Here is a 23,008-nt window from a genome sequence, read left to right as displayed (position 1 = left end):
TTTCCTCTCTCCCAACAAGTCGTACCAGTTTAACGGTCTGCGCGACTTCTAACCAGTTGCACGTGAAGGGCTTTTCTTGTGGAGGAATTCCCCTATAATCGTGCTCCGATGCGGGTGTAGTTCAATGGTAGAACGGCAGCTTCCCAAGCTGCATACGAGGGTTCGATTCCCTTCACCCGCTCCATCTTCCCCTGCCTTAGTTCACCGGCAGCCTGCCAACGGTATTCCACCCCACTACCAACTGACTTTGGCTTACCAGTATTCGGTCGCCATCCTTGACCCATTTTCGTAATTCATCCAGCAGTGGCTGAGCGAGCTCTACAACAGCGGATTCGAGCAGCCAAGTGGTGCTAGTGAGTTTCTGGGCGTGCCAGCTGACCAAAGTATTATGTAGTGGCATGTAGTCCATGCCTTTGGTGAGTTCGAGGGTAATAAGGTAGGTGGCCATAACGCCTCTTTAACACAAAATACTGCAGAGGCCTTACATGGCGTGGACGTGCTAATCACTGCACTGGGAGGCTGCTGCCTTCGAGGTATACCTAATGTGGTTAGGCATTTTTCATAACATTAACTTTTATTAAGACAAGTTCCAATGCTGGCTAAAGGGGCCTGAGATATTTTCAGGCCCTTTATTGATGAGCGTCATATTCCGGCCTTAGCCGCCAATCAATACCGTGGGGTTACCCACCACGATAACGCCGCCGTGATCGGTGCTATCGCCCATCCGCGCGGCCTTCTTACCGTTAATCAGCACCGTGCCAGAACCGCTTTTGACTTTATCCGGCGGCCCCACGCAAACCAACATATCGCCTACCCGGGCAGCAGGCAGGCAGCCAATCAACACATTGGGTGAACCCACCACGATAGGGCCGCCCACGTGAGGGACGGTACCGGTGGTTTTGGGGCAAACATGCATGTGGGTAATGGTAGCGGCGGGTTTTCCCATGATGGCATCCTTGTCTGGGTAATGTGGCCTTGCTCCTGGCCAGCAGCGTTGTAATGGTACAGAGTGTTTGCGGTGCGAACCAAAACAGCTCTGGTCGTCTGCAAAGACAGTCTAGGCGCTGTTGCAGGTGGCATAAAAAGCAGGGCTGTAATAAGCAATTTTATATATGCCTGATCGCCAGGGGCGAAATGAGGTGGGTAATGAAAATTGGTGAACTGGCACAGGCTACCGGCGTAACGGTAGACACCTTGCGGTTTTGGGAGAAGCAGGGGCTGCTTGAAGCCAAAAGGGGTGACAACGGTTATCGCTATTACGATGACAGCTCGTTAAGTACCCTGCATTTTATTCTTTCCATGAAATCACTGGGCTTTTCCCTGGAGGATATTCGAGAGCTATTGGATATCCGGGTCGATATCGACAGTCATACCTGTGGCGAGGTGAAATCCGTCGTCGACGCTCACCTGCAACAGGTCGAATTACGTTTGGCCCAGCTGCAACAGATCCACCGTGCCCTCAGCGCCATGAGCAGCGCCTGCCAGGGGGGCCAGGAAGGGGCGAACAACTGCAGTATCTTGGAGGCGCTGGATAACCAGCCGCCATTGTCTTAATAAGGCGCTGCCAGCAGACTGTGAGCTGGCCTGAGATTTACCAAAGGCGCCTTGGCGCTGGGCTTTGGGAAAGCTATCATCCAAGCGTTAGGAACCTGGATAAAAGCGGGTAGGAATACCTAGCAGCAGTGTTAATTAAAAAGGTTAAGGCAGTCTTACACAGGCATCCTGTCATCTTTTTATGGTAGAAATGCCTTTTGCATTTACTGCAGCAAATATTAGGGTCATGCGGTTAGCCAAGTTTGCAGGATGCACCTGCTTTTGTTGAGAAACCGGCTCGTTTTAAAGCGTATCGCCCCAATGGGAGCACCCAAGGGAGTTGGAGCCTGAATGTCCAAGAAATCCTTAGAACAATTTTTTTCACGTCCGCAGAACCTGCCCCAGATCCCGCAGGTGGTGAAGGATCTTATCGCCACCTTCAATGATCCCGATACCGACGTGCGCACTGTTGCCGGCAAAATTGGCAAGGATGCGGTGATCACCGCCAAAACCCTGCGCCTGGCCAACTCGGCCCGGTATGGCCGTTCCCGCCAGGTAGCCACGGTGACCGAAGCCTCGGTGCGCCTGGGCCTGGATGTGCTGCGCAACATGGTGTTGGCTGCTGGCTTGGTGGATATCTACCCCAGCGTGCCGCATTTTGACCTCAAGGGCTTTTGGCGCCAGTCGTTCAATGTCGGTGAGTTGTGCCGGCTGTTGGCCGCTAAATCCAGCTGCGACAGCGAGCTGAGTTTTACCTGCGGCATGTTGCACAACATTGGTGAGCTGATCATCCACGCTGCCGAGCCTGATTTGGCTGCCGAGCTGGACGAACGTGTTTCAGCCGGTGAGGCCCGTGCCTACGCCGAACATGCGGTGCTGGGCTTTACCTACGCCGAAGTGGGCGCCGAGCTCTCCAGCCGCTGGCTGTTCCCGGACGTTATCCAGTTGGCCATCCGCAACCAGCGGGTGCCGTTGCTGGCCGAGCCTTTTAGCCAATATGCGGCCCTGGTGTACATGGCCTCTTATCTTGAGCGTCTGGAAGATGCCGGTGAAGACACACCGGTGGACTGGCCGCTGCAACTGGCCATCAAGCTCAATATCGATTGGGCCTTTGCGCTGGAAGCCAAGCTTAAGGTGCGCGACGAAGGCTCTGCCTACTCCATGTTGCTCGAATAACCCCCGCATCATTAAAAAACCCGCCAATCGGCGGGTTTTTTGTTTATTGAAATTGGTCCAGGGTTTTTAGGAACTGCGCCGGCTTTTGAAAGCCAGTCACCCGCAGCGCCGTTATCTCGTTACCGTTTTTGTCGAAAAACAGCAGGGTCGGCAGGCCGAGAATGTCGAAGTGATTGAGCATGGCCACCTGCTCGGTGGTGCTTTCGGTAACATCAGTTTGCAGCAGCACCATCTTTGCAAAGCGGGCCTTCACTTGTGGGTCTGAGAAGGTGTACTTCTCGAACTCCTTACAAGCCACGCACCAGTCGGCATAGAAATCCACCATGATGGGTGTTCCTTCGCTGGCGGCGGCCTTGATGGCGGCCTGCATCTCGGCAAGATTCCTGACCCGTTTAAAGTGGCCGTCTTGCGTGGTGCTGGCAACCGGCGTGGCAACCTGCGGTGCAAAGAGGGTTTGGTAGCCCAGCATGGCGCCGGTAAAAAGCCCCAGGAAGGCCACCAGGGTGCGAACCCCTTTCCAAAAGCCCGGCTGGCTGGCGCTATTGGCCTGGGCCAAGAAGGCAAAGGTCACCAGCAGCCACAATGCCCAGGCGATCAGCGCCCAGCTATCCGGTACCAGCCGGCCCAGCAGCAGGATGGGCACCGCCAGCAGGATAAACCCAAAGAGGTGCTTGATGGTTTCCATCCAGGCGCCAGCTTTGGGCAGCCACTTGCTGCCGGTGGAGCCAATCAGCATCAGCGGCAGGCCCATACCGAGGGACAGTACATAAAGAGCCAGGGCGCCGGTCATCAGGTTGCCGCTCTGGGCCACAAACAGCAGAGCGCCGGTTAAGGGCGCCGTGGTGCAAGGGCTGGCCACCAGGCCGGAGATCACCCCCATCACCAGCACCCCGGTTACCGAGCCGGCTTGCTGCTGATTAGACACCCGGTTAAGCCGCTCTTGCAGCGCCGACGGCAGTTGCAGGTTGGCGCCGCTAAACATCACCACCGCCAGCATCACAAACAGTAGCGACAGGCCAATCAGCACCACCGGGCTTTGAAATAGCGCTTGTACCTGGGCGCCGGCGCTCGCTACCAGCAAGCCCAGCGCCGTGTAGGTAATGGCCATGCCCTGCACATAGATAAAGGACAGCCACACCGCCCGGCCGGTGGTGAGCTTGTTGCCGGCACCGGCGATAATGCCGGTCAAAATCGGGTACATGGGGAAAACGCAGGGGGTAAAAGCAATAAGCACCCCGGCGCCAAAGAAGGCCAGCAAGGTCAGCCCAAGGCCGCTACCGGCCAGCATGGCGGCCAGTTTGTTTTGCTCGCTGACGTAACCTTGGGCTGGCGCATGGGATGGGGCCGCCGTTGCCGCTATCGGGTCGACCGGTACCGTTTTACGGGTGGGCGGGTAGCATAGGCCCTTATCGGCGCAGCCCTGGTAGCTCACCACCACGGTGGCGCCCTGGTTGATAGCGCTAAGGGGCACAGTAAAGGCCACTTGCTGATGGTACACCTCGGTCTTGCCGAAGAACTCGTCTTCGTGGTCTTGGCCCTGGGGCAGGGTGAGAGTGCCGGTGCTGACCCCCTTGCCTTCAACCTTGAAGCGAATTTTGTATAGGTAATAGCCGTTGGCGATGTCCCAATTCAGTTTCAGCTGCTGGCCGTCTTGCTGGAAGTTAAAGGCAAAGGCTTGGTCTTCCGGCAAAAATTGCGGCTCCTGCTGGGCCAGCAATTTATCGGCCTTGGGCAAGGGAATGCCGCCTGCCTGGGCAAAGAGCGGCAGCGTCAATGCCAGGAGCAGCCACAGGCGCTTAATCATGGGTAACCTCGCTCAGCCAGCTTAGGTAAGCCTTGGCGCCATCGGCTGCCGCCAGAGCCAGGATCTCAGGGTTGTCGTAGGGATGGACAGCGCTCAAGGCCGCCTCCAGGGCAGGGTAGCGTTGGCGCGTGGTTTTAATGATCATCTGCACTTCTTGGTCGTCACAAAGTTGGCCTTGCCAAAGATAGAGGGAGCGCACTTTAGGGAGCAGGTTGACACAGGCTGCCAACCCCTGTGTTAAAAGCTGTTTGGCCAGGCGTTCGGCGCTGGTTTGGTCGGGGCAGGTGCACAGCACCACCCATGCCTCGGTCATGTTCATCTCCTTTTCAGGCGGCTGCCTTACCTTAACCTGTCGCCGTGGTGGGCAAAAGCAGACAAATCCCCAAACCGGCTTGAAAACGGACCCGCTCGCCCCCAGCTTTCTTTCAAGCCCTTTTAAGGAGGCCTCATGTTCGGCCGACTCTTCCTGTTATTTTTGATTGTTCCCTTTGTCGAGATCACGTTGCTGATCAAGCTGGGGGGCATGATTGGCGTGGTACCCACCATCGCCCTGATGATCATCACTGCCGTGATTGGTGCCCGGCTGGTCCGCCAGGCCGGTTTTTCCACCTGGATGGAGGCCCAGCGGCGCATGGCGGCCGGCGAAATGCCCGGCCAGCAAATTTGTGAAGGTCTGGTGCTGCTGAGCGCCGGTGTCATGCTGGTCACCCCAGGCTTGTTGACCGATATCGCCGGTATTGCGCTGTTGCTGCCGAGTGTGCGCCGCAAACTGGCAGCGCAGCTGGGTAAGCGCATGGTGGTGCAAACCGTTGCTGGCACCGGCCCCATGGGCGGCCAGCAAGGGCAACCAGGCCAATACCGTGAACACAGCACCATTGACGGTGAGTTTGAGCGCAAGGATTAAAAATTTTTCACTGCCCCTCTTGGAAAGCCTCTGATGGCTCCCCATATAGGGTGCAACACCGATTTGGGCCACGACGGCCCTTTATTAAAAACGTTCTGACTTAAACGTTTAGGAGACTTTCAGATGAAACTGCGTCCGTTGCATGACCGCGTCATCGTCAAGCGCATCGAAGTTGAAGCCAAATCTGCTGGCGGCATCGTGCTGACCGGCTCTGCCGCTGAAAAATCCACTCGCGGCGAAGTGCTGGCCGTAGGTCAGGGCCGTGTTTTGGATAACGGCGAGGTCAAACCCCTGGATGTCAAGGTGGGTGACAAGGTTATCTTCAACGACGGCTACGGTGTCAAAACCGAGAAGCTCGACGGCCAAGAAGTGCTGATCATGAGCGAGTCCGACATCCTGGCGATTGTCGAAGGTTAATTGACCGTTTTTTAGAGGATTTAGAAAAATGGCAGCAAAAGAAGTCAAATTCGGTAACGATGCCCGCGTTAAAATGCTCAAGGGTGTGAACATCCTGGCTGATGCGGTAAAAGTCACTCTGGGCCCCAAAGGCCGTAACGTGGTACTGGACAAGTCCTTCGGCGCGCCGCTGATCACCAAAGACGGTGTGTCCGTGGCCAAAGAAATCGAACTGGAAGACAAGTTCGAGAACATGGGCGCCCAGATGGTCAAGGAAGTCGCTTCCAAGGCCAACGACGAAGCCGGCGACGGCACCACCACCGCCACCGTACTGGCCCAGGCCATCGTTAACGAAGGCCTCAAAGCCGTTGCCGCTGGCATGAACCCGATGGATCTCAAGCGCGGCATCGACAAAGCCGTTATCAAGGCCGTGGAAGAGCTCAAAGCCCTGTCCGTGCCTTGCTCCGATTCCAAAGCCATTGCCCAGGTTGGCACCATCTCCGCCAACTCCGATGAAACCATCGGCAACATCCTGGCCGAAGCCATGGACAAAGTTGGCAAAGAAGGCGTTATCACCGTTGAAGAAGGCCAAGGCCTGCAAGACGAGCTGGACGTAGTGGAAGGTATGCAGTTTGACCGCGGCTACCTGTCTCCCTACTTCATCAATAACCCTGACAACGGCAGCGTTGAGCTGGACAGCCCCTTCATCCTGCTGGTTGACAAAAAAATCTCCAACATCCGCGAGATGCTGCCGACCCTCGAAGGCGTGGCCAAGTCTGGCAAGCCGCTGCTGGTGATCGCTGAAGACGTGGAAGGCGAAGCCCTGGCTACCCTGGTGGTGAACACCATGCGCGGTATCGTCAAGGTGGCTGCCGTTAAGGCCCCTGGCTTTGGCGACCGTCGTAAAGCCATGCTGCAAGATATCGCCATCCTCACCGGCGGTACCGTGATCTCCGAAGAGATTGGCATGGAGCTGGAAAAGGCCGGCCTGGAAGAACTGGGTCAAGCCAAGCGTGTGGTTATCACCAAAGACGAAACCACCATCATCGACGGTATCGGTGAAGCTGCCGCCATCGAAGCGCGCGTTAAGCAAATCCGTGCCCAAATCGAAGAGTCCACTTCCGACTACGACAAAGAAAAACTGCAAGAGCGCGTGGCCAAACTGGCTGGCGGTGTTGCCGTTATCAAAGTCGGCGCCGCTACCGAAGTGGAAATGAAAGAGAAGAAAGCCCGCGTTGAAGACGCCCTGCACGCTACCCGCGCCGCAGTGGAAGAAGGCGTGGTGCCTGGCGGCGGTGTTGCTCTGGTGCGCGTTGCCTCCAAGCTGGGCGAGCTGACCGCTGAAAACGAAGACCAGAACCACGGCATCAAGATCGCCCTGCGTGCCATGGAAGCGCCGCTGCGCCAGATCGTCTCCAACGCCGGTGGTGAAGCCTCCGTTATCGCTGCCAAAATCAAAGACGGCAGCGCCAACTTCGGTTACAACGCCGGTAACGATACCTTTGGCGACATGCTGGAAATGGGTATCCTGGATCCGACCAAGGTCACCCGTAGCGCTCTGCAGTTCGCCTCTTCTGTGGCCGGTCTGATGATCACCACCGAAGCCATGGTCACCGAACTGCCTAAGTCCGATGCCCCTTCAGCCCCCGATATGGGCGGCATGGGTGGCATGGGCGGCATGATGTGATGCCAGCTCATTGAGCCCTTCGAAAAAGCCCCGCACTGCGGGGCTTTTTTATTGCCTGTTGCAAACCGCTTTTTTGCCTGAAAAGCCTTGCCCTGCCTTTGCAAATACGCAAAAGCGGCGCTAAAAGCGCGGCGTTATCTTAAGCATATTCAACTCTGGACGAAGCTTTTATGCCCTGATACATTGCCATCGCCATTAAAAAGGGAATTAAAAATGAAAAAGTTAGGAATTTTTCCTGTTGCACTTTTACTCACCGCTTGTGGCGGCGGCGGTGGTTCTTCAGAGACTCCCCAAGATACAACCCCAAGCCAGCCTCCTGTTACTACGCCTACCCAGCGTATCAGCCTGACTGCTGTCAGCTACAACGCCTGTAACGTGGAAACCCCTCTGGCCGGCGTGGATGCGGTGCTGCAAGACAGCGCAGGTCAAGTGGTGGCTCATTACCAGACCGACAGCCAAGGCCACATCGATGGCGCCTGGCCCTCTACTGCCAAACACCTGACCGTCGTCAATGCCCACGGTGGTTTAGATGCCAGCACCACCCTGGATGCGACGCCTGGCGAGCAGGGCACTGTTTACTTCAGCGATTTCAGTAACGAGGACGGGTGCAGCTGCCGGGATATCACGGTAGATGTCAGCGCCTTCGCCTTTTCCAACAGTGGCGCAAAACTGTTGCTGGGGTCTTCGTCTTACTCCCTGAATGGTCAAACTGACGTTATTTTCAACAGCTGTTCAAGTCTGGCGAGTTCGAGTGACCAGACCTTGGATATTCAGCTGATGGATACCGACGGCACTGCTAAAGCCGGCAAATTGGATTTAAGCGCGGTAACCAATGCGCTAACCCTGACGCAAGATGACTTTACCGCCCCAGGTGTCGCGGTGGCCGGCAGCCAGTACTTCAACGCTTATCAGGTCACTGCCCGAGGCAAGCGAGGTGACTATTGGGGCTGGACTAACAACGCCGATATGGGCAATACCGCGGCGCTGATCTACCCTGCGGTCAGTCAGAACAACTTCGTCACTCTCTATCAGATTGGCGATCAAATCCCCGCCGATGGCGTTGTGGCGTCCAACTATGCCTCTATTCGGGCTCGGGTCGCAGCCGACGGTAGTGTCGATGAACCTAACGTACCCGTGGTCGGCCAGGCATTTTGGGGCAGTACCCTGGCGTTGCTGCAAGATATGGAAGGGGATGCACCGTACTTTTATGATTTCAGCAGCGAAGCGGACGGCATGAGCAGTTTCAGTGTCGTTGTTGCGGGCACCGACACCAGTGGCAATAACGTCTCCTGGCTTATCTCCGGGCCGGTAAAAGGTGAGATCCCAGATCTCAATTTACCCACGGCATTGGCCAATCAGCTTACCGATATTAATCTCCAGAGCATGGATATTTACCTGAGAGGGTACGGCGATGGTATTAGCTGGGCTGATTTCCAGAAGCTGCAACGGGAAGGGACCATTGGAATAGATAGCCAACTGGATAACTACCGTATCAAGGACGTCTATTTCCAAATTACCGACTCGGTGACGGCTGGTAAAAAGCTTAGCCAGTCCCAGCGTCAACCAACAGTGCAATGGTTTGGCCCTGGCCGGGATGCAAAATAACCCATCACCCCATTTAAAAAACCCCGCTAATGCGGGGTTTTTTATCGGTGCGACTGGCAATTCATCACCGTCTTTAGCCTGTTGAGTGAAAGCCAGAAAAACCAGTAAAAGGCATTTAAATACCTCTAATTTCGGCTAACGCCTGAGTTTTTTGCTGTTAAGCAAGGGTTTAGGCGAAATAGGTTCAATTGCGCATGTTTTAATCGCTTACAAGGATGATAAAAAGATGCGTCGTTGGATGTGGTTGGCGCTGCTGGTACTGCTTGTCCAGCAGAGCGACAGCCTTAAAGCCGTGGCTAAGGCACATGATATTTGGCCCTTTGGGCAAGCAAAAGCTGAGCTTTACACCAACGACTGGTGCGTTGCCTGCGTACGCACCGAAACGTTGGTCAAGGCCCTGAATATGCCAGTGCAAAGGGTTAATCTTGATTACTCGGCGCAAGCTGACGACATTAAAAAGCGTTTTGGTGAAGGGCCGCTGCCCATCCTGGTGATGGGGGATGAGGTTATTCGCGGTTACGAGCCCAAGCGCACCGAAGCCCTATGGAAAAAGCTGCAAAGCCAGTCAGTTATGGCCACCTTGCTTGCCCCGTCTTCCTTGTAAAAAAACAGCTCTGTTGTCGTCACTCCTTCACCAACAGGCCTTAGCCTTTTGGCTTTGTTATGCTGGAAGGCACTAAGGAGTGCGGTATGACTCAATCCGAATTTGAAACGGTGCTGGCCAACGGCTTTCGGCCACCCTTGGAAATCGTTGCCACCGAGATGGTGATATTCCTGCTGCGGGTGCGCATCGGTGATGAGCTGCTGTGGGTAAAAAATGCAAAGGGAGAGCTGCTACGTTTTAGCGCTTCCCAAGAAGCGTGCCGCTGGCTCTGGGACCGGGGTGTTACCGAAGCCACTCTGGTTACCGAGGGTTATTGGGACGCCGAAGTGGGCGGCGGCTCAGACCCTGGCATTCGCCATCAGCTGTATTTTCATTAGCGCCCCTGACGGCATTTTTGACAGGCTGCCCTGAAAAAGGATAAGCAGTAGGCTGGTGCAAAAGATTGCTAAAAGGTGCGGCGGTGGATTTTCGCAATAAGATCTCTTCTTCTCGTTATTACCAGCGCAATGTAAAACCTCTTGAGCTTTCCGTTTTTGAAAGCGACCGGGGCCGTATTATCAATTCAGCCGCCGTCCGGCGCTTGCAGCAAAAGACCCAGGTTTTTCCCCTTGAGCGCAACTCGGCGGTGCGCAGCCGCCTGACCCATTCCATGGAAGTACAGCAGGTCGGGCGCTTTATCGTGCAGACCATTTTTGCCCGGCTTGAAAAACAGGAGCTGCTGGCCAAAACCGGCCTGGCTGGCCTTGAGCGCCACGTAGAAAGCCTGGTGGAGATGGCTTGCCTGATGCACGATATCGGCAACCCGCCCTTTGGCCATTTTGGCGAGCAAGCCATCAATGACTGGTTTGGCCGTAACCTGGCGGATTGTTACCCGGTGGTGGCCGGTGAAACGTTGCAACTGCCTGATGATTTGGTCCGGGATATTTGCGGCTTTGAAGGTAACGCCCAGGCCATTCGCCTGGTGCATAGCCTGCTCAATCTCAACCTCACCTTTACCCAGGTGGCGGGCATTTTGAAATACACCCGCTGCGGCACCGAGCCAAAGCCCACCGAGGGAGCGCCTGGCCATTATCTAAAAAAGAAAGTGGGCTTTTATTTTAGCGAGCAGGCTTATGTAAACCGGCTTTGCGACCAGCTGCATATGGAGCCGGGTTGTCGCCACCCTATTAGTTACATCATGGAAGCGGCCGACGATATTTCCTATTGCATCGCCGATCTGGAAGACGCGGTAGAAAAAGACATTCTCGACCTGGATAAGTTAAGCGGAGCATTAAAAAGCGAGTTTACTGACATCGTTAAAGGTTTCTCGCACCTGGCTACCCAGCCTCCCGAGAGCTTTGATTTGCCGGCCATGCTCGATAAGGCCAAAACCAAGGCGACCCTGTTTGATGCTACCGCCGTCAGCCAATTTTTTATCGAGTTCCGGCTGAAGATCCTCCATCCCCTGGTCAAGTACGCCGCCGAGCGTTTTATTGGAAACCTTGATGCGATTTACCACGGCCATTTCAACGAAGCGTTACTGGAAGATGAAAGCTACGCCCACGCCATCACTAAGGCGCTTAAAAACGTCGCTTTCAAATACGCCTTTTGCGATAAGGAAGTCGAAGCCAGGGAGCTGCAGGGCTACAAGGTGATCACCGGGCTGTTGGATATTTACCGGCCGCTACTGCAATGCCCGCGAGCGCAGTTCAATCAGGTAATGGCCCAGGAGCCCAAGGCGCCGCTGCTGGAAAAGCGGCTTTTTAAAAAGCTCTCCGGCAAGCATGTCCATGCTTACTCACAGGCGGTAAAAGGCCAGGACGACGCCATCGAGTTTTATTACCGCTGCCGGCTGCTACAGGATTATGTCAGCGGCATGACCGACCAATTTGCCTACGACGAATACCGGGCCTTGATGGTGATAGACTGAACCCCCCTTTCCCCCATAAGGCCTGCCGTGATGTTTATTTTGTCCCTGAGCTATATCAAACCCCTCGATGAGGTTGACCAGCACCTTGAGGCTCACCGCAACTGGTTAAAGGGCGCTTATCAGGCCGGTATTGTGCTGGCCTCCGGCCCTAAAAATCCCCGTGATGGCGGCGTTATTCTTTGCCGCTTGGCTGACCCTGAGCTGGTCTCGGCTTTTATCGAGCAAGACCCTTTCCACCAGGCCGGGGTGGCGAGTTATGAGGTAATCGAGTTCACCGCGACCCTGGCTGCCGAGGGCCTGGAGAGGCTACTGGATTAAGCCCCTGGCCCTGGGTTTGGATCGTTGTCAGCCGCTCTACGCCACACAGCCTATACAAGGCTGGACAGCACGGCACCATTACCGGAAACTGCCCCCTTTTGCGGGCTCGGAGAACCACCATGGCGTTGGGTGCCACTATCTACAAGGCGCAGCTGAATATCAGCGATCTGGAACGGCACTACTATGGGGAGCATCAGCTGACCCTGGCCTGCCACCCATCGGAAACCGAAACCCGGCTGATGGTGCGGCTGCTGGCCTTTATCGCCCACGCCGATGACGACCTGACCTTTACCAAGGGCCTTAGCAGCGACGACGAGCCCGACTTATGGCTCAAGGCGCCAGATGGCCGCATCCTGCTGTGGATAGAGCTGGGCGAGCCGACGGTCAAACGCATCAAGCAGGGCTTGTCTCGGGCCGAGAAGGTGTTGGTGTATTCCTACGGCGCCCGCGGCGCCGAGCAGTGGTGGAAGCAGTTCGGTGACGAAATAAAGGCCCTTAAACGCCTTGAAGTGCTGAACATCGGCTTTGAGCAGCTGCCAGCCCTGGCGGCCTTTGCCAAAAAGAACATGGCCCTGAGCGCGACCTTGATGGAAAGCCAGTGGCTGCTCACCGACGGCGAGCGCTCAGAAGAATTCAGCTTCGAGCGCTGGCTGTAAGCACCAACAACAAGCCCGCCAATCGGCGGGCTTTTTTACCTCAGAAGCTGTACTTGATGCCAACGCCGACATTGCGGCCCGGTTGGCTGTAGCGCTCGATATTCTGGCTTTGGGTGCTCAAGGTGCGCACCTGGCTCCACACCCAATACTTTTTATCCAAGAGGTTAAAAAGGCCGGCCGAGAGCTGCAGTTGTTCAAGAGGCCGGTAGTAGGCGGTCATGTCCACCACGGTGAAGCTCGGGGTGGCCAGCCATTGGTTGGCGGTGGTGATGTCACTGGGCTTTTTGCGCGCAGTCCAGGTGACATTGAGGCTGCTGCCCCAATTGCCGGCCGGGGCGTCGTAATCAAGGCCAGTGTAGAGTTGCAGCGGCGAGACCGAGTCCAGCGGCGCATTGTCGCCGGTATTTTTACCGTCGGCATAGGCTGCCGCGCCTTTGAGGCGCAGGCCTTCGGCGCTCCCCCAAAAGGTGCCAAGGTCCAGGGTGCCTTTTAATTCCACCCCTTTGATGCGCACCTTGTCGAGGTTCTGGGAGGTAAATTCGCCCAGGCTGTACTCGGCTGAGGCGCCAAGGGGTACCTGGCTTTCGATGAAGTTGCGGTAGTGGTTGTCAAAGAAAGTCAGCTCGGCGTCGCCATGGCTGGTGCTCAGGCGCAGCCCCAACTCACTAAAGGTGCTTTGCTCGGATTTGAGGTTGGGGTTGGGCCTGATGATGTACGAGTAGTTGTTGCCGCCAAAGCTGACGTTGTTCTCGTAGTAGTAGTAGAGGTCGTTGATGCTGGGGGCGCGAAAGCCGCTGCCGTAGCGGCCAAAGAGCGCCAAGGGGCCGGCCACTTGCCAGTTGAACCCCAGTTGGCCGGTCAGCTTGTGGTTTTTGCTGTCGCCCCAGTCGGCCACATAGCTGTCGGCCTGGGTGCGGTAGTGGTAGTTGTCGTAACGCAGCGCCGGCAGCAATGCCAAGCTGGGGCTCAGTTGCCAGTTGTCTTCAAGGTAGAGGCCATAAATGTTGCCGTCAGCCTTGGGGGAGAAGCGGCTGGTGTCGGTCACTCCGTCCACGGTGTTGTGGTTGAGGTTTTCGTAGTCCTGGTGCTGGTAGTTGGCGCCGTAGCGAAGGCTGTGGCTGCCCAGTTGCTTGGCCAGGTTAATGCGCCCCTGGTAGCCCTTTTGGTCGTAAAAGCGATTCACCAAGCGGTGGCTGGTGGCGCTGTTAATCAAGGTACCGTTCTCGGTGCGGGTTTTCTGGTAATCAAGCTGCCAGTGCAGCTGATCAAACAGCACAAAATCGCCCCCTAAGGTTTGGAACAGCCCCAAGCGGTTGCGGGTGATGTCGTCGTCGGAGCGGTTAAGGGCGGTGGCGCTACTTTCCGAATAGAGCTTGATGGCCGATTGGCCGTTGAAGTGCTCACCGACTACCCCAAGCTGGTTGTCGCTACTGATGTGCCAAATGGCTTTGCCCAGGACGTTGTCAGACTGGTTGTCGCCCGGGTTGACGGCGCCCCTGCCCGGGCCGCGAATATCGCTGCCGCCGCCATGGTTTTCGGTTTCCTGGCCGTCGCGGCGGGTATACACCAGCAGGGATTCCACCGCGCCATGACGGTTGGCGAGGGTAGCGGTTTCGCTGTAGCGCTCGGCGTCGCTGCGGTAACCGGCTTGCAGCGACAGGTAGCTATCGTTGCCGTTGGCGCTGAGGAAATCAGCCGGATCTTTGGTGCGAAACTGCACCACACCGCCTAAGGCGCCGGAGCCGGCGCTGACATCGCCGCCTTTGATGATGTCCATGCGGGCCAGGGCGTCCATATCCACGGTGTTGCGGCCCGATTGCAGGTAGGTGGTGGTGGGGCCGTAGCTGTCGGCCAGTTCCACTCCGTCTACCAGGATTTTGACCCTGTTGCCGTCCATGCCCCGGATATTGATGCTGCCAATGCCAAAACGTTCGTCACGGGTGACCGACACCCCGGGCTCGTAGCGCAGCACGTCGCTCAGGTCGGCGCTGAGGTTGCGGCTTATTTGCTGCGCATCAATGGAGACGATGGCGGTGTCGGGCTTGGCCTGCTGGGCCCGCTGGCCTTGCACCACGATACGTTCCAAATCCTTGTTGGCGGCGTCAGGGGTCTGCTGCTCGGCCACGGCCTGGCCGGCGCAGCACAGCGCCAGCAAGGCCCATTGGGGGGACGGTTTCATTGCGTGTGATTCCCTTGGTTCAGCAAAGATGGCCAGAGGTTATCACTTTGCAAATGAGAATTAATATCAAATAAGTGTTATTCTTATTTGTTTCCTTATGAACTGCCAGGTTGACGGGATGAACAGAAAGAGCAGATACAAAAAAGCCCTGCTTGGCAGGGCTTTTGGATCACACCTGAAGGTCTATGTGCTGGCCCTTGGGGCCATCGGCAGGGGGCGCTGACATCTGGGCGTCGTCAACGCTGCCGGCGCTTTCAATCAGGTTAAGCGCCATGGCGCCTTGCTGGCGGATCTGAGAGTTGGTGTAGTTGGCTGCAATCACTTCGTACTGGCCACCTACCTGTACGCTGTTTACGTTCATCACGCCTCCATCAAAGACTCGGCGATATCGCCGGGTTCTACTTCCAGCCCTTCCAGTTCATCGTTCCAGTCGGGGCCTACCAGAATGTCGTCCTCGGCCAGATTGGGCAGCCACAGTTCGACAAAATCGGTCAGGCTGATACGCTCGGCCTGATATTCCGCCCATTGATCAACGCAATGACGCTGGGCTTCTTCCTTGCTGGACCAAAAAGGCATGACTTCGGTGTCTTCGAACTCGGCGGAGTCGCAGATCACCCAGCCTTCTTCACAGCTCAGGCTCCACAGTTCGCCAGTTCGCTGGATGGTTGCAAGGAAGGTATCGTAGCTTTTTTGCCATTGGGTCATGGGCAGATCCTTAAAGGTGGGTCGGCGACATTATCGCCTTAATTGAGCCAGGGCGTGCGACTATTTTAGGGCAATGTTCACAGCTTGCCGGATTTAGGGGCTGGTGATACCCAAATCGGCCACCAGTTGCCCCAGCCAATCGGCAAAGAGCCTGAGGGGTTGGCTCTGGTGGCGTTTTTGCGGATACAGGATGGCCAGCGGCATGGGCGGCGGCGGGTAGTCGGCCAGCACCTCCACCAACAGGCCCTTATCCACTTGCTCCTTGAGATCGTAACGGGGCCCCTGAATAAGGCCAAAACCGGCCAGGCCTGCCGCCACATAGGTGTCGGCGCCGTTGGTGCTCAAATCAAAACCAAGCATCTGTGGCTGATAGCCCCCCTCGACCTTGAATTCCAGCGGCTCGATGCGGCCATTAGAGGGCAGGGCAAAGGCCACCATCCGGTGCCGGGTAAGCTCTGCCGGGTGCTTGGGAGTGCCATGGCGGGCCAGATACGCCGGGGAGGCCAGCGTTGCCTGAGGCATGTGCCCCAAGGGTTTGGCAATAAGGCTGCTGTCTTTTAAGGGGCCGGCCCGCAGCACCGCATCCACCCCCTCTTTGACCAAGTCGATGGGCTGGTCGGCAATGCTCAGCTGTAAGGTGATACCGGGGTAGCGCCGCTGAAATTGGGCGAGCTCTGGCACCACCACCAGCCGCGCCAGGCGGGTGGGCAGGTTCAGGTGCAAGGTGCCACCAGCGGGGCGGCCGGGCAAAAAGAGGGTCTCCAACTCCTTCCAGTCGGCCACCAGTTGCCTTGCCTTGTGGCTAAAAGCTTCCCCCTCTTGCGTCAGGCTGACTTGGCGGGTGGTGCGCACCAGCAGCTGCACCTTGAGTTGGTTCTCCAGGCGCTGCACGGCCTGAGTCACAGTGGAGCGGGGCAGGTTCAAACTGCTGGCGGCCCGGGTAAAGCTGCGGGCATCGCAGACCCGCAAGAAGATGGCCAGGGTACGAAGGCGGTCCATGAATTGTTCGTGATTTACAAACAGTAAAACCCTTATACCCCGGTTTATTGCAAACACCAAACAGGCGCATGCTGTAGCCCTTCACCGATGGAGGTAGTGATGAAACAACGTCAATTGGGCGCTAATGGCCCGCTGGTATCGGCTCTGGCACTTGGCTGCATGGGCATGAGCGAGTTTTATGGCAAAGGCGATGACGCCGAATCCCTGGCAACCCTGGACCTGGCGCTGGAAAAGGGCGTCAACTTCTGGGATACCGCCGATGTCTACGGCCCCCACAGCAATGAAACCCTACTGGCCAAGGCCCTCAAAGACCGGCGCAGCCAGGTCTTTTTGGCCAGCAAGTTCGGCATAGTGCGTGACCCTAGCGACCCGGCCAAAAGAGGCGTCAACGGCCGCCCCGATTACGTGCGCCGCTCGGTTGAAGGCAGCCTGAAACGGCTGGGCACGGACCATCTCGACCTCTACTACCAGCACCGCCCCGACCCAACGGTGCCGGTGGAAGAAACCGTCGGCGCCATGGGCGAACTGGTCAAAGAAGGTAAGGTGCGGTTTTTGGGCCTAAGCGAAGTGGACGCGGCCACCTTGCGGCGGGCCCACAAGGAGCATCCCATCAGCGCCGTGCAAAGCGAATATTCCCTCTGGACCCGTGACCCCGAGCGCGAAGTGCTGGCCAGTTGCGCCGAGCTGGGAGTCGGTTTTGTGGCCTACAGCCCCTTGGGGCGAGGCTTTTTAAGCGGCGCCATTCGCTCGGTAGAGGATTTTGACGCCGATGATTTTCGCCGTGGCAACCCGCGTTTTATGGGGGAGAACTTCCAAAAGAACCTGGCGCTGGTGGACGCGATAACCGCCCTTGCCAGGGACAAAAATGTCAGTGCCAGCCAGTTGGCCTTGGCCTGGCTGCTGGCCAAGGGCGAGCATGTTGTGCCGCTTTTTGGCACCAAGCGCCGCCGTTATCTGCTGGATAACCTGGGAGCTTTAGAGGTGAGCCTAAGCGCCCGAGAGCTGGCCGAGATAGACGCCGTCTTCCCGCCTGAAGTGGCCGCCGGCACCCGTTACAGCAGCGAGGTGATGAAGCTGTTGCCACGTTGACCCAAAGGGCAGGCCAGGCCTGCCCTTCTATACTCCTTGTGCCTATCACTGCAAGGAGCACCCCATGTCCGTCAAACCCATCCCCGACGGCTACCACAGCCTCACTCCCTATCTTGTTGTCAACAACGCCAATGACGCCATCGCCTTTTACCAGCGCGCCTTTGGCGCCGAACTGATGCTGCGCCTGGATATTCCGGGTACCCAGCAAGTGGCCCATGCCGAGCTTAAATTCGGCAACAGCCACCTGATGCTGACCGAAGAAAACCCCCAGTGGAACAGCGTCAGCCCCGCTACCCTTGGCGGCTCGCCGCTGTCGCTGATGTTTTATGTGCCGGATGTGGACGCTGCCTTTGCCCGCGCCCTTGAAGCCGGGGCGGTCGAGGTAATGGCGGTGCAAAACCAGTTTTATGGCGATCGCTCAGGCACCTTGAAAGATCCCTTCGGCCATATTTGGACCCTGGGCACCCATGTGGAGGATGTAGGCCTGGAGGAGCTTGGCCAGCGCATGGCGGCCATGTTCAGCGCCAGCTAATCGGCGCCGGCTTTGAGTGCATACATGCTGCTGTCGGCGGCGGCCAGCAGTTCTTCAAGGCTACAAGGGCCTTGCTGATAGTGAACGCCGACCGTGGCACTGACCTTGAAGTTGGGGTGGCCAGGTACCATCACCGCCGAGAGTTGGCGGCGTAGCCGCTGGGTCAGCTCTGCCAATTGCTCGCGCTGGCCGCGGCTGTAAACCACAAACTCGTCTCCGGCGTAACGGCCCAAGGTGGCCTCGTGCCCCAGCAGGCGTTGGGTGACATTGGCAACGGTAACCAGCGCCTTATCGCCCCCCAGGTGGCCGTGTTGGTCATTCACCGCCTTAAAGGCGTTGAGGTCGATAAAATACACCGCTTGCCACTGCTCTGGGGCAATGCAGGATTGGCCCGCTACCGCCTTTTGCCAGCCCTGGCGGTTAAGAATGCCGGTTAGCGGATCGGTCAGCGCCATATGCAGGGCCTGGCGGTGTTCTTGTTTTATGACCCTAAGGCGCCGCGCCACCATGTAAGCGAGCAGCATGGCCTCCAAGAGGGCCGCAATAATCAGACCGTAGTAAGCAATAAAGTCGCCGCCGTTTGCGGTCTGGCGGCGGGTCAGTATCCCCACCAGCAGCAGCGCCAGCGCCACGGCTGTCCATAGGCCGTCACGGTCGCCTTTTACGGCCCGCAGTAGCGCTAGCCCCATCAGGCACAGCTGCAACCAGATGGTTAGCAGGCCCATCAGGGCATCGAGCAACTTGTGGGTGTTGCCAAAGGCCAAGGTGATCAGAGAAAAGAGCAACACAAACAGGGCCGGCAGCTGCACCAGCCAGCGGCAAAAGCGCGGGTGATGCCTTGGCAGCGCCAAGAACTGGGCAAAAAAGAGGGTACCGGTAAATACCGTTAACCCAGCCAGGGGCAGGGAAGGCACCAACCAGTAGCTTTGCCCGGCCAGCAGCAGGGGGATACCCTCCTGGGTCGCGAAGAACCAGGCCGTGGCCAGGGTATAGGCGCTATAGAGCCCAAACTGCCACTCCCCCATGCGCAGCCACAGCAGCAAGTTATAAAACGACAAGGCCAACGCGACCCCAAGGTAGCTAAACATCATGGCGTTATGGCGGATATTGGCCTGGCGGTAATGGCGCCGGTCGCTGAGCTGAAAACTCAGCGGCCGTGGCAGGTCGCTCTGAACGGTAAAAAGGGCGCTGCTGCTCCCTTTGGGGATGGGGTAGGCCAGGCGATGATTGGGCTCGGCCTCAATAGCCGTGCCAGCCATTTCCAACTTCGGCTGATGCAGGGCCAGGGCGCGAAACTGCAATACTGCCTCAGTGGCAAGGTCTTGGCAGCGAACGGTGATGGCAACCTTGCCGCCCTCTATGGCAATGGCTCGTTGCGGGCCGTCAAGGGTGGCGGTTTGGCTAGCCGAGCCTGCGCTCAACTGGCATTGCCCGGCAAAGGCGGGTAGGCAGCATAGCATCAGAATAAACACTGCCAACAGCCGCATGGCACCCTCGTATCGTGGCAGGGAGAATGCAAAGGAGTGTAGGCGTTTTAGTGTGGCTTGCCTATGGCAGCGCCTGGTGATGGCGGGCTGCTAAGGACTTTTATCTGGTCAATGACTGCCATATTGGCGATGGCGTCCCGGCCGCCGGTAAGGGGGGCCCTGCCGTCTTCAAGGCAGGCCTTCACGTGCGCAAGCTGGTAGTAAAAGGTGCTTTGGCGGGTGTCGATGCTGTATTGACGGCAACCTTCGGCACCGTGAATGCGAAAAAGGTGGTGGCGCTGGGGGCTGATGGGGTTAATGGCCTCGATAAGGCCGCGCTCCCCTTCGATGCTGATGTGGCTGTCGCCGCCTTTTTTGAGATGCTCGCCCATGGCGCAGCCGATATAGCCGGTCACGCCGCCGGTAAAAGCGAGCTTGGCCTGGGTCGCTACATCCACCTGGCCGTTAGAGATGGCCTGGGCCTGGGCAACCTCCGGCTCGCTGCCCATCAGGGTGCGCAGCCAATGCACCGGGTAGCAGCCCAAATCCATTAAGGCGCCGCCGCCAAGGGCGCGGTTGTGGCGCAGCGAGTCGGCCCGGTAGGGGATCTGCGCTTCAAAATTTGCCCTTAAGGTGTGTACCCGGCCAACAACGCCCTCGGCCAACAGCCGTTCCAGCTCAATAAAAAAGGGGTGGAAGCGGTAGTGAAAAGCTTCCATCAGCAGCAGCCCACGGGCCTTGGCCGCCGCCACCATGGCGGCTGCTTCGGTGGCGTTCATGGCAAAGGGTTTTTCGCACAGCACCGCCTTGCCGGCGTCCAGCGCCTTTAAGGTCCAGGGGCCGTGCAGGCTGGGGGGGAGGGCGTTGTAGATAAGGTCGATGTCCTCTCGCTCAACCAACGCCTGGTAGCTGGGGCTAACGTTTTGAATGCCGTGCTGGCGGGCATAGGCCTCGGCTTTGGCTTCATGGGAGGCCGCCACCGCCTGGATGGTCACCCCCAGCAGGCGGGCCGGTTCGATAATGGCTTGGGGGGCGATGGCGGCCGCCCCCAAAATGCCGATGCGAAGGCTCATGCCGATGCCTCAGGCAGCCTTACCCGCAATTGGTATCGGCGACCGGGTTCTAAGCCGGTTAGGCGCTGGCCAGCCACGGCTTTACCGTCCAGCTCCAGGGTGATGGCGCTCACCCCAGGTTCGCGCCGCATCTCAACCTCAAGCTCGGCGCCGCGAAAGCGGCGGGTCACTTTGGCGCTTTGCCAATGGGCCGGGAGTTTTGGGGTGACCCGCAGCGCGTCGCCGTCCCCTTTGAGGCCAAACAGGCCATCGATCAGGCAGCGGTAAAACCAATGGATGGTACCGGTGTTAAAAAGCTGGCTGGAGCGGCCGGCGGTGCGGGGGAATTGGCGGTAGGCACCCCGGTAGTAGTTGGGGATAAACACCGGCAGCTGGCCGCGGGCAAGAGCGGTGTCATCGCAGGGCAGCATCTGGCGCAGCAGGGTATAGCCCTTGTCGGCCAGGCCCGCTTCATAAAGGGCGTACACGTAAAAGGCGCTGGCATGGTTATACACCGAGCCGTTTTCGGCAGAGCCGGGGTGCTTTTGGGTCACCCTGCCTATGTGCTCGTGCATGCGGGTGTAGGCCGGGGCCAGCATCGCCACCCCATAAGGGGTTTCAAGTTGCTCGGTGACCGCTGCCATCAGGCTCTGCTGCTGCTCGGGGCTGGCGGCGCCACTCAGCATGGCCCAGCTCTGGGGGTTTAAGAAGATGCGCCCTTCCTCGTCGCTGGCCACCCCAAAGGCCTGGCCGTTGTCGCTGATGCCGCGGCCATACCAGTGGCCGTCCCAGCCGTGGCGGTTGGCTGCGTCGTTAAAGCGCTCGGCCACCGTGCGGTGGTGGGCAGCTAACTCCGGCTCACCGTGGCCCTCGCAGATATCGGCCCACAGCTTCATGGCGTAGGCGCTAGCCAGGGTCAGCCAGATAGACACCCCCTTGCCCTTATAACCCACCATGTTCATGGGATCGCACCAGTCGCCCTGGGCGATATAAGAAAGGCCGCGCTCATCGACGTTTTGCTCAAGCCAGGCCATGGCCTGGTTGATTTTGGCCAGCACCGTGGCCTGCTGGTCGCTGTCGCCATAGGGCAGTCGCTCATCGAGGATGGCGCGGTCGCCGGTTTCGTCGAGATAAGCGCTCAAGCACACCGGCAGCCAGACATTCTGGTCGTAGTGGGGGATCTGGTTGATGTATTTGAGCTCGGCCCCCGGGTGCAAGAGGATGCCGTCGGGCATTTCCCCGGCCCGGTGCTGCTGGCTCAGGGCTTTTAGAAAGGCGGCCCTGGCTTTTTGCGGCTGCAAATAAACCATGCCCATGTTGTCTTGCAAATAGTTGCGGGTCTGGGGGTCGGTGGAGAGGCGATTCACGTCGCCGTGGTAGAACACTTGGCGGTCCAGCCAGTGGTTCACGAAGTTATCGAGCGCCGCATCTGGGGTCTCGATGCGCAGGCTACCCCGGCCACTTGCCACATAGTGCCGGTAGGCATCTGTGGCTTGGCTAAAGCCGTCCTGGCTGAAATAGCGCTCCCGTAGCGCGGCCACTTCGGCTTCGTCAAAGGCCGGGCCGAACAAGAAGCGGTAGCTGCGCTCTTCCCCCGGGGTCAGGGTCAGGCGGTATTGCATGGCGCATACCGGGGTCTCGTAGCGGGCGTCGTTGCAGCCAAGGTGTTCTTCGCGAAGGGCATCCGGGTGCATCAGCCCCCCTTCGCCTTCAAAGGCTTCCTGGCGCACTTCAAAGGCGTCGGGGGCGATCTCGGCTATCAGGCAGGTCTTGTCTTTGAAGTCTTTGTTTTTAAAGTAATCCTCGACCTTCTGATAAGGGGTGACCGAGGAGCAGATAATGGCGGCGAGCTCCGGGTGGTATTGCCCAGACTGGTTCATCCAGGACATGTACCCCACCGGGAAGTAGGGATAAAGGCTCAGGGCGCGGGCCTCGGTACCGGTGTTGCGCACCTTGAGGGTCCACAGCTCCACCAGATCGTCTTCGCTCAGGCTCAGCACCCACTCAAAGGCCAGCCCCGGCTGGCCAAGGCGCCAGCTCACCTCGCTTTGCCCGGCGATAAAGGCAAAATCGTCCCAGGGGCGGCGCACCGGCTCATGGGGAATGGAGTAAATATCGCCTGCCGCATCGTCCCTTACATAGACAAAACGCCCCGGGTGATGGGCGTAGTAGGGGTTTTCGGGCTGCATGAAAGTTTTGGCTTCAAGGTTGGGGGCGTGGGCGTATTTGGCGGGCTCCGGCTGCATGAACTGGGCGGTGGCAAAGCCGCGGCAGGTCAGGCTTATCATCATCCGCCGGTTCCATAAAAAGGCCGAGGCCTTGGGCATGGCGGTGGGGCTGGTCAGGCGGTAGCTGGCGCCTTGGTCTGTGGGTCCCATCATGGGCTTACTCCAG

General features: G+C 57.9%; 24 protein-coding genes and 1 tRNA gene. 14 read left to right on the top strand and 11 right to left on the bottom strand.

What is annotated here, in order from left to right; translation table 11 throughout:
- The first annotated feature begins 110 nt into the window (after positions 1–110).
- Positions 111–184: transfer RNA gene (locus EDC28_RS16965), tRNA-Gly, on the top strand.
- A gap of 12 nt (positions 185–196) precedes the next feature.
- On the opposite strand, the gene EDC28_RS16960 is transcribed toward EDC28_RS16965, so the two are convergent.
- Both EDC28_RS16960 and EDC28_RS16955 read right to left on the bottom strand, forming a co-directional pair.
- Positions 197–448, bottom strand: a complete 252-nt coding sequence (locus EDC28_RS16960; protein ID WP_050659915.1) for a hypothetical protein — start codon at positions 446–448, stop codon at positions 197–199.
- Positions 449–655: 207 nt separating this feature from the next.
- Positions 656–946 carry a PAAR domain-containing protein gene (locus EDC28_RS16955; protein ID WP_050659914.1) on the bottom strand — a complete coding sequence of 97 codons (291 nt, stop codon included), beginning with the start codon at positions 944–946 and terminating at the stop codon, positions 656–658.
- A gap of 200 nt (positions 947–1,146) precedes the next feature.
- Here EDC28_RS16955 and zntR point away from each other — a divergent pair, with 200 nt between their 5' ends.
- Positions 1,147–1,554, top strand: a complete 408-nt coding sequence (gene zntR, locus EDC28_RS16950) for a Zn(2+)-responsive transcriptional regulator (protein WP_123422385.1) — start codon at positions 1,147–1,149, stop codon at positions 1,552–1,554.
- A gap of 330 nt (positions 1,555–1,884) precedes the next feature.
- Positions 1,885–2,709, top strand: coding sequence for an HDOD domain-containing protein (locus EDC28_RS16945; RefSeq protein ID WP_050659912.1), 825 nt, complete (start codon positions 1,885–1,887; stop codon positions 2,707–2,709).
- A gap of 43 nt (positions 2,710–2,752) precedes the next feature.
- Here EDC28_RS16945 and EDC28_RS16940 read toward each other — a convergent pair whose 3' ends face one another.
- Both EDC28_RS16940 and cutA read right to left on the bottom strand, forming a co-directional pair.
- Positions 2,753–4,513 carry a protein-disulfide reductase DsbD gene (locus EDC28_RS16940; RefSeq protein WP_244946605.1) on the bottom strand — a complete coding sequence of 587 codons (1,761 nt, stop codon included), beginning with the start codon at positions 4,511–4,513 and terminating at the stop codon, positions 2,753–2,755.
- Positions 4,506–4,826, bottom strand: a complete 321-nt coding sequence (cutA, locus tag EDC28_RS16935; RefSeq protein WP_050659911.1) for a divalent-cation tolerance protein CutA — start codon at positions 4,824–4,826, stop codon at positions 4,506–4,508. The genes EDC28_RS16940 and cutA overlap by 8 nt, the downstream gene beginning before the upstream one ends.
- Before the next feature lie 135 nt (positions 4,827–4,961).
- Here cutA and EDC28_RS16930 point away from each other — a divergent pair, with 135 nt between their 5' ends.
- The 9 genes from EDC28_RS16930 (at position 4,962) to EDC28_RS16890 (ending at position 12,592) form a co-directional block, all read left to right on the top strand.
- A complete protein-coding gene (locus EDC28_RS16930) occupies positions 4,962–5,417 on the top strand; it encodes an FxsA family protein (RefSeq protein WP_123422384.1) in 456 nt (151 codons plus the stop codon).
- Positions 5,418–5,540: 123 nt separating this feature from the next.
- Complete coding sequence (locus EDC28_RS16925; protein ID WP_050659909.1) at positions 5,541–5,834, top strand: co-chaperone GroES; 294 nt, start codon at positions 5,541–5,543, stop codon at positions 5,832–5,834.
- A 28-nt stretch (positions 5,835–5,862) separates the two neighbouring features.
- Positions 5,863–7,500, top strand: a complete 1,638-nt coding sequence (gene groL / locus EDC28_RS16920; protein ID WP_050659908.1) for a chaperonin GroEL — start codon at positions 5,863–5,865, stop codon at positions 7,498–7,500.
- A gap of 213 nt (positions 7,501–7,713) precedes the next feature.
- On the top strand, positions 7,714–9,105 hold the full coding sequence (locus tag EDC28_RS16915; RefSeq protein ID WP_148049874.1) for a hypothetical protein: 1,392 nt from the start codon (positions 7,714–7,716) through the stop codon (positions 9,103–9,105).
- A gap of 226 nt (positions 9,106–9,331) precedes the next feature.
- Positions 9,332–9,709 (top strand): glutaredoxin family protein, encoded by a 378-nt coding sequence (locus tag EDC28_RS16910; protein ID WP_211355749.1) that lies wholly within the window; start codon positions 9,332–9,334, stop codon positions 9,707–9,709.
- 86 nt (positions 9,710–9,795) lie between these two features.
- Positions 9,796–10,086 carry a hypothetical protein gene (locus EDC28_RS16905; RefSeq protein WP_123422382.1) on the top strand — a complete coding sequence of 97 codons (291 nt, stop codon included), beginning with the start codon at positions 9,796–9,798 and terminating at the stop codon, positions 10,084–10,086.
- 83 nt (positions 10,087–10,169) lie between these two features.
- Complete coding sequence (dgt, locus tag EDC28_RS16900) at positions 10,170–11,618, top strand: dGTPase (protein ID WP_123422417.1); 1,449 nt, start codon at positions 10,170–10,172, stop codon at positions 11,616–11,618.
- Between the two features lie 30 nt (positions 11,619–11,648).
- On the top strand, positions 11,649–11,936 hold the full coding sequence (locus tag EDC28_RS16895; protein WP_123422381.1) for a YciI family protein: 288 nt from the start codon (positions 11,649–11,651) through the stop codon (positions 11,934–11,936).
- A gap of 119 nt (positions 11,937–12,055) precedes the next feature.
- On the top strand, positions 12,056–12,592 hold the full coding sequence (locus EDC28_RS16890) for a YaeQ family protein (RefSeq protein WP_123422380.1): 537 nt from the start codon (positions 12,056–12,058) through the stop codon (positions 12,590–12,592).
- 40 nt (positions 12,593–12,632) lie between these two features.
- Here EDC28_RS16890 and EDC28_RS16885 read toward each other — a convergent pair whose 3' ends face one another.
- The 4 genes from EDC28_RS16885 to EDC28_RS16870 all read right to left on the bottom strand — a co-directional run bounded on the left by EDC28_RS16885 (position 12,633) and on the right by EDC28_RS16870 (position 16,475).
- Positions 12,633–14,771: a TonB-dependent hemoglobin/transferrin/lactoferrin family receptor gene (locus tag EDC28_RS16885; RefSeq protein ID WP_123422379.1), complete on the bottom strand. Its 2,139-nt coding sequence runs from the start codon at positions 14,769–14,771 to the stop codon at positions 12,633–12,635.
- Between the two features lie 169 nt (positions 14,772–14,940).
- The gene (locus EDC28_RS16880) at positions 14,941–15,132 is read right to left on the bottom strand and encodes a hypothetical protein (protein WP_050659901.1); all 192 of its coding nucleotides are present in this window, start codon (positions 15,130–15,132) and stop codon (positions 14,941–14,943) included.
- Entirely contained in the window at positions 15,132–15,476 is a 345-nt protein-coding gene (locus EDC28_RS16875; protein WP_050659900.1) for a DUF2750 domain-containing protein, read from the bottom strand. The genes EDC28_RS16880 and EDC28_RS16875 overlap by 1 nt, the downstream gene beginning before the upstream one ends.
- Before the next feature lie 93 nt (positions 15,477–15,569).
- Entirely contained in the window at positions 15,570–16,475 is a 906-nt protein-coding gene (locus tag EDC28_RS16870) for a LysR family transcriptional regulator (protein WP_123422378.1), read from the bottom strand.
- Positions 16,476–16,574: 99 nt separating this feature from the next.
- Here EDC28_RS16870 and EDC28_RS16865 point away from each other — a divergent pair, with 99 nt between their 5' ends.
- Both EDC28_RS16865 and EDC28_RS16860 read left to right on the top strand, forming a co-directional pair.
- The gene (locus EDC28_RS16865; RefSeq protein ID WP_123422377.1) at positions 16,575–17,564 is read left to right on the top strand and encodes an aldo/keto reductase; all 990 of its coding nucleotides are present in this window, start codon (positions 16,575–16,577) and stop codon (positions 17,562–17,564) included.
- A 64-nt stretch (positions 17,565–17,628) separates the two neighbouring features.
- Complete coding sequence (locus EDC28_RS16860) at positions 17,629–18,096, top strand: VOC family protein (RefSeq protein WP_123422376.1); 468 nt, start codon at positions 17,629–17,631, stop codon at positions 18,094–18,096.
- Here the strand turns inward: EDC28_RS16860 and EDC28_RS16855 are convergent.
- Genes EDC28_RS16855 through EDC28_RS16845 form a run of 3 tightly spaced genes read right to left on the bottom strand, consistent with a single transcriptional unit; the run spans position 18,093 to position 22,995 of the window.
- The gene (locus tag EDC28_RS16855) at positions 18,093–19,583 is read right to left on the bottom strand and encodes a GGDEF domain-containing protein (RefSeq protein WP_123422375.1); all 1,491 of its coding nucleotides are present in this window, start codon (positions 19,581–19,583) and stop codon (positions 18,093–18,095) included. The two genes, EDC28_RS16860 and EDC28_RS16855, sit on opposite strands and share 4 nt — an antisense overlap.
- A gap of 47 nt (positions 19,584–19,630) precedes the next feature.
- Positions 19,631–20,635, bottom strand: coding sequence for a Gfo/Idh/MocA family protein (locus EDC28_RS16850; RefSeq protein ID WP_123422374.1), 1,005 nt, complete (start codon positions 20,633–20,635; stop codon positions 19,631–19,633).
- Entirely contained in the window at positions 20,632–22,995 is a 2,364-nt protein-coding gene (locus EDC28_RS16845) for a GH36-type glycosyl hydrolase domain-containing protein (RefSeq protein WP_123422373.1), read from the bottom strand. Before EDC28_RS16845 ends, EDC28_RS16850 begins: the two co-directional genes overlap by 4 nt.
- Between the last annotated feature and the right edge of the window lie 13 nt (positions 22,996–23,008).

Origin of the sequence: Gallaecimonas pentaromativorans, assembly GCF_003751625.1 — a bacterium.
Lineage (GTDB): Bacteria > Pseudomonadota > Gammaproteobacteria > Enterobacterales > Gallaecimonadaceae > Gallaecimonas > Gallaecimonas pentaromativorans.
The sequence above is the reverse complement of the archived record's forward strand: the minus strand, read 5'-3'. Positions and strand labels throughout refer to the sequence as shown.

Coding starts and splice junctions, on each gene's coding strand:
- EDC28_RS16960 (WP_050659915.1), bottom strand. CDS start 448: ATGGCCACCTACCTTATTACCCTCGAACTCACCAAAGGCATGGACTAC.
- EDC28_RS16955 (WP_050659914.1), bottom strand. CDS start 946: ATGGGAAAACCCGCCGCTACCATTACCCACATGCATGTTTGCCCCAAA.
- zntR (WP_123422385.1), top strand. CDS start 1,147: ATGAAAATTGGTGAACTGGCACAGGCTACCGGCGTAACGGTAGACACC.
- EDC28_RS16945 (WP_050659912.1), top strand. CDS start 1,885: ATGTCCAAGAAATCCTTAGAACAATTTTTTTCACGTCCGCAGAACCTG.
- EDC28_RS16940 (WP_244946605.1), bottom strand. CDS start 4,513: ATGATTAAGCGCCTGTGGCTGCTCCTGGCATTGACGCTGCCGCTCTTT.
- cutA (WP_050659911.1), bottom strand. CDS start 4,826: ATGACCGAGGCATGGGTGGTGCTGTGCACCTGCCCCGACCAAACCAGC.
- EDC28_RS16930 (WP_123422384.1), top strand. CDS start 4,962: ATGTTCGGCCGACTCTTCCTGTTATTTTTGATTGTTCCCTTTGTCGAG.
- EDC28_RS16925 (WP_050659909.1), top strand. CDS start 5,541: ATGAAACTGCGTCCGTTGCATGACCGCGTCATCGTCAAGCGCATCGAA.
- groL (WP_050659908.1), top strand. CDS start 5,863: ATGGCAGCAAAAGAAGTCAAATTCGGTAACGATGCCCGCGTTAAAATG.
- EDC28_RS16915 (WP_148049874.1), top strand. CDS start 7,714: ATGAAAAAGTTAGGAATTTTTCCTGTTGCACTTTTACTCACCGCTTGT.
- EDC28_RS16910 (WP_211355749.1), top strand. CDS start 9,332: ATGCGTCGTTGGATGTGGTTGGCGCTGCTGGTACTGCTTGTCCAGCAG.
- EDC28_RS16905 (WP_123422382.1), top strand. CDS start 9,796: ATGACTCAATCCGAATTTGAAACGGTGCTGGCCAACGGCTTTCGGCCA.
- EDC28_RS16895 (WP_123422381.1), top strand. CDS start 11,649: ATGTTTATTTTGTCCCTGAGCTATATCAAACCCCTCGATGAGGTTGAC.
- EDC28_RS16890 (WP_123422380.1), top strand. CDS start 12,056: ATGGCGTTGGGTGCCACTATCTACAAGGCGCAGCTGAATATCAGCGAT.
- EDC28_RS16885 (WP_123422379.1), bottom strand. CDS start 14,771: ATGAAACCGTCCCCCCAATGGGCCTTGCTGGCGCTGTGCTGCGCCGGC.
- EDC28_RS16880 (WP_050659901.1), bottom strand. CDS start 15,132: ATGAACGTAAACAGCGTACAGGTAGGTGGCCAGTACGAAGTGATTGCA.
- EDC28_RS16875 (WP_050659900.1), bottom strand. CDS start 15,476: ATGACCCAATGGCAAAAAAGCTACGATACCTTCCTTGCAACCATCCAG.
- EDC28_RS16870 (WP_123422378.1), bottom strand. CDS start 16,475: ATGGACCGCCTTCGTACCCTGGCCATCTTCTTGCGGGTCTGCGATGCC.
- EDC28_RS16865 (WP_123422377.1), top strand. CDS start 16,575: ATGAAACAACGTCAATTGGGCGCTAATGGCCCGCTGGTATCGGCTCTG.
- EDC28_RS16860 (WP_123422376.1), top strand. CDS start 17,629: ATGTCCGTCAAACCCATCCCCGACGGCTACCACAGCCTCACTCCCTAT.
- EDC28_RS16855 (WP_123422375.1), bottom strand. CDS start 19,583: ATGCGGCTGTTGGCAGTGTTTATTCTGATGCTATGCTGCCTACCCGCC.
- EDC28_RS16850 (WP_123422374.1), bottom strand. CDS start 20,635: ATGAGCCTTCGCATCGGCATTTTGGGGGCGGCCGCCATCGCCCCCCAA.
- EDC28_RS16845 (WP_123422373.1), bottom strand. CDS start 22,995: ATGATGGGACCCACAGACCAAGGCGCCAGCTACCGCCTGACCAGCCCC.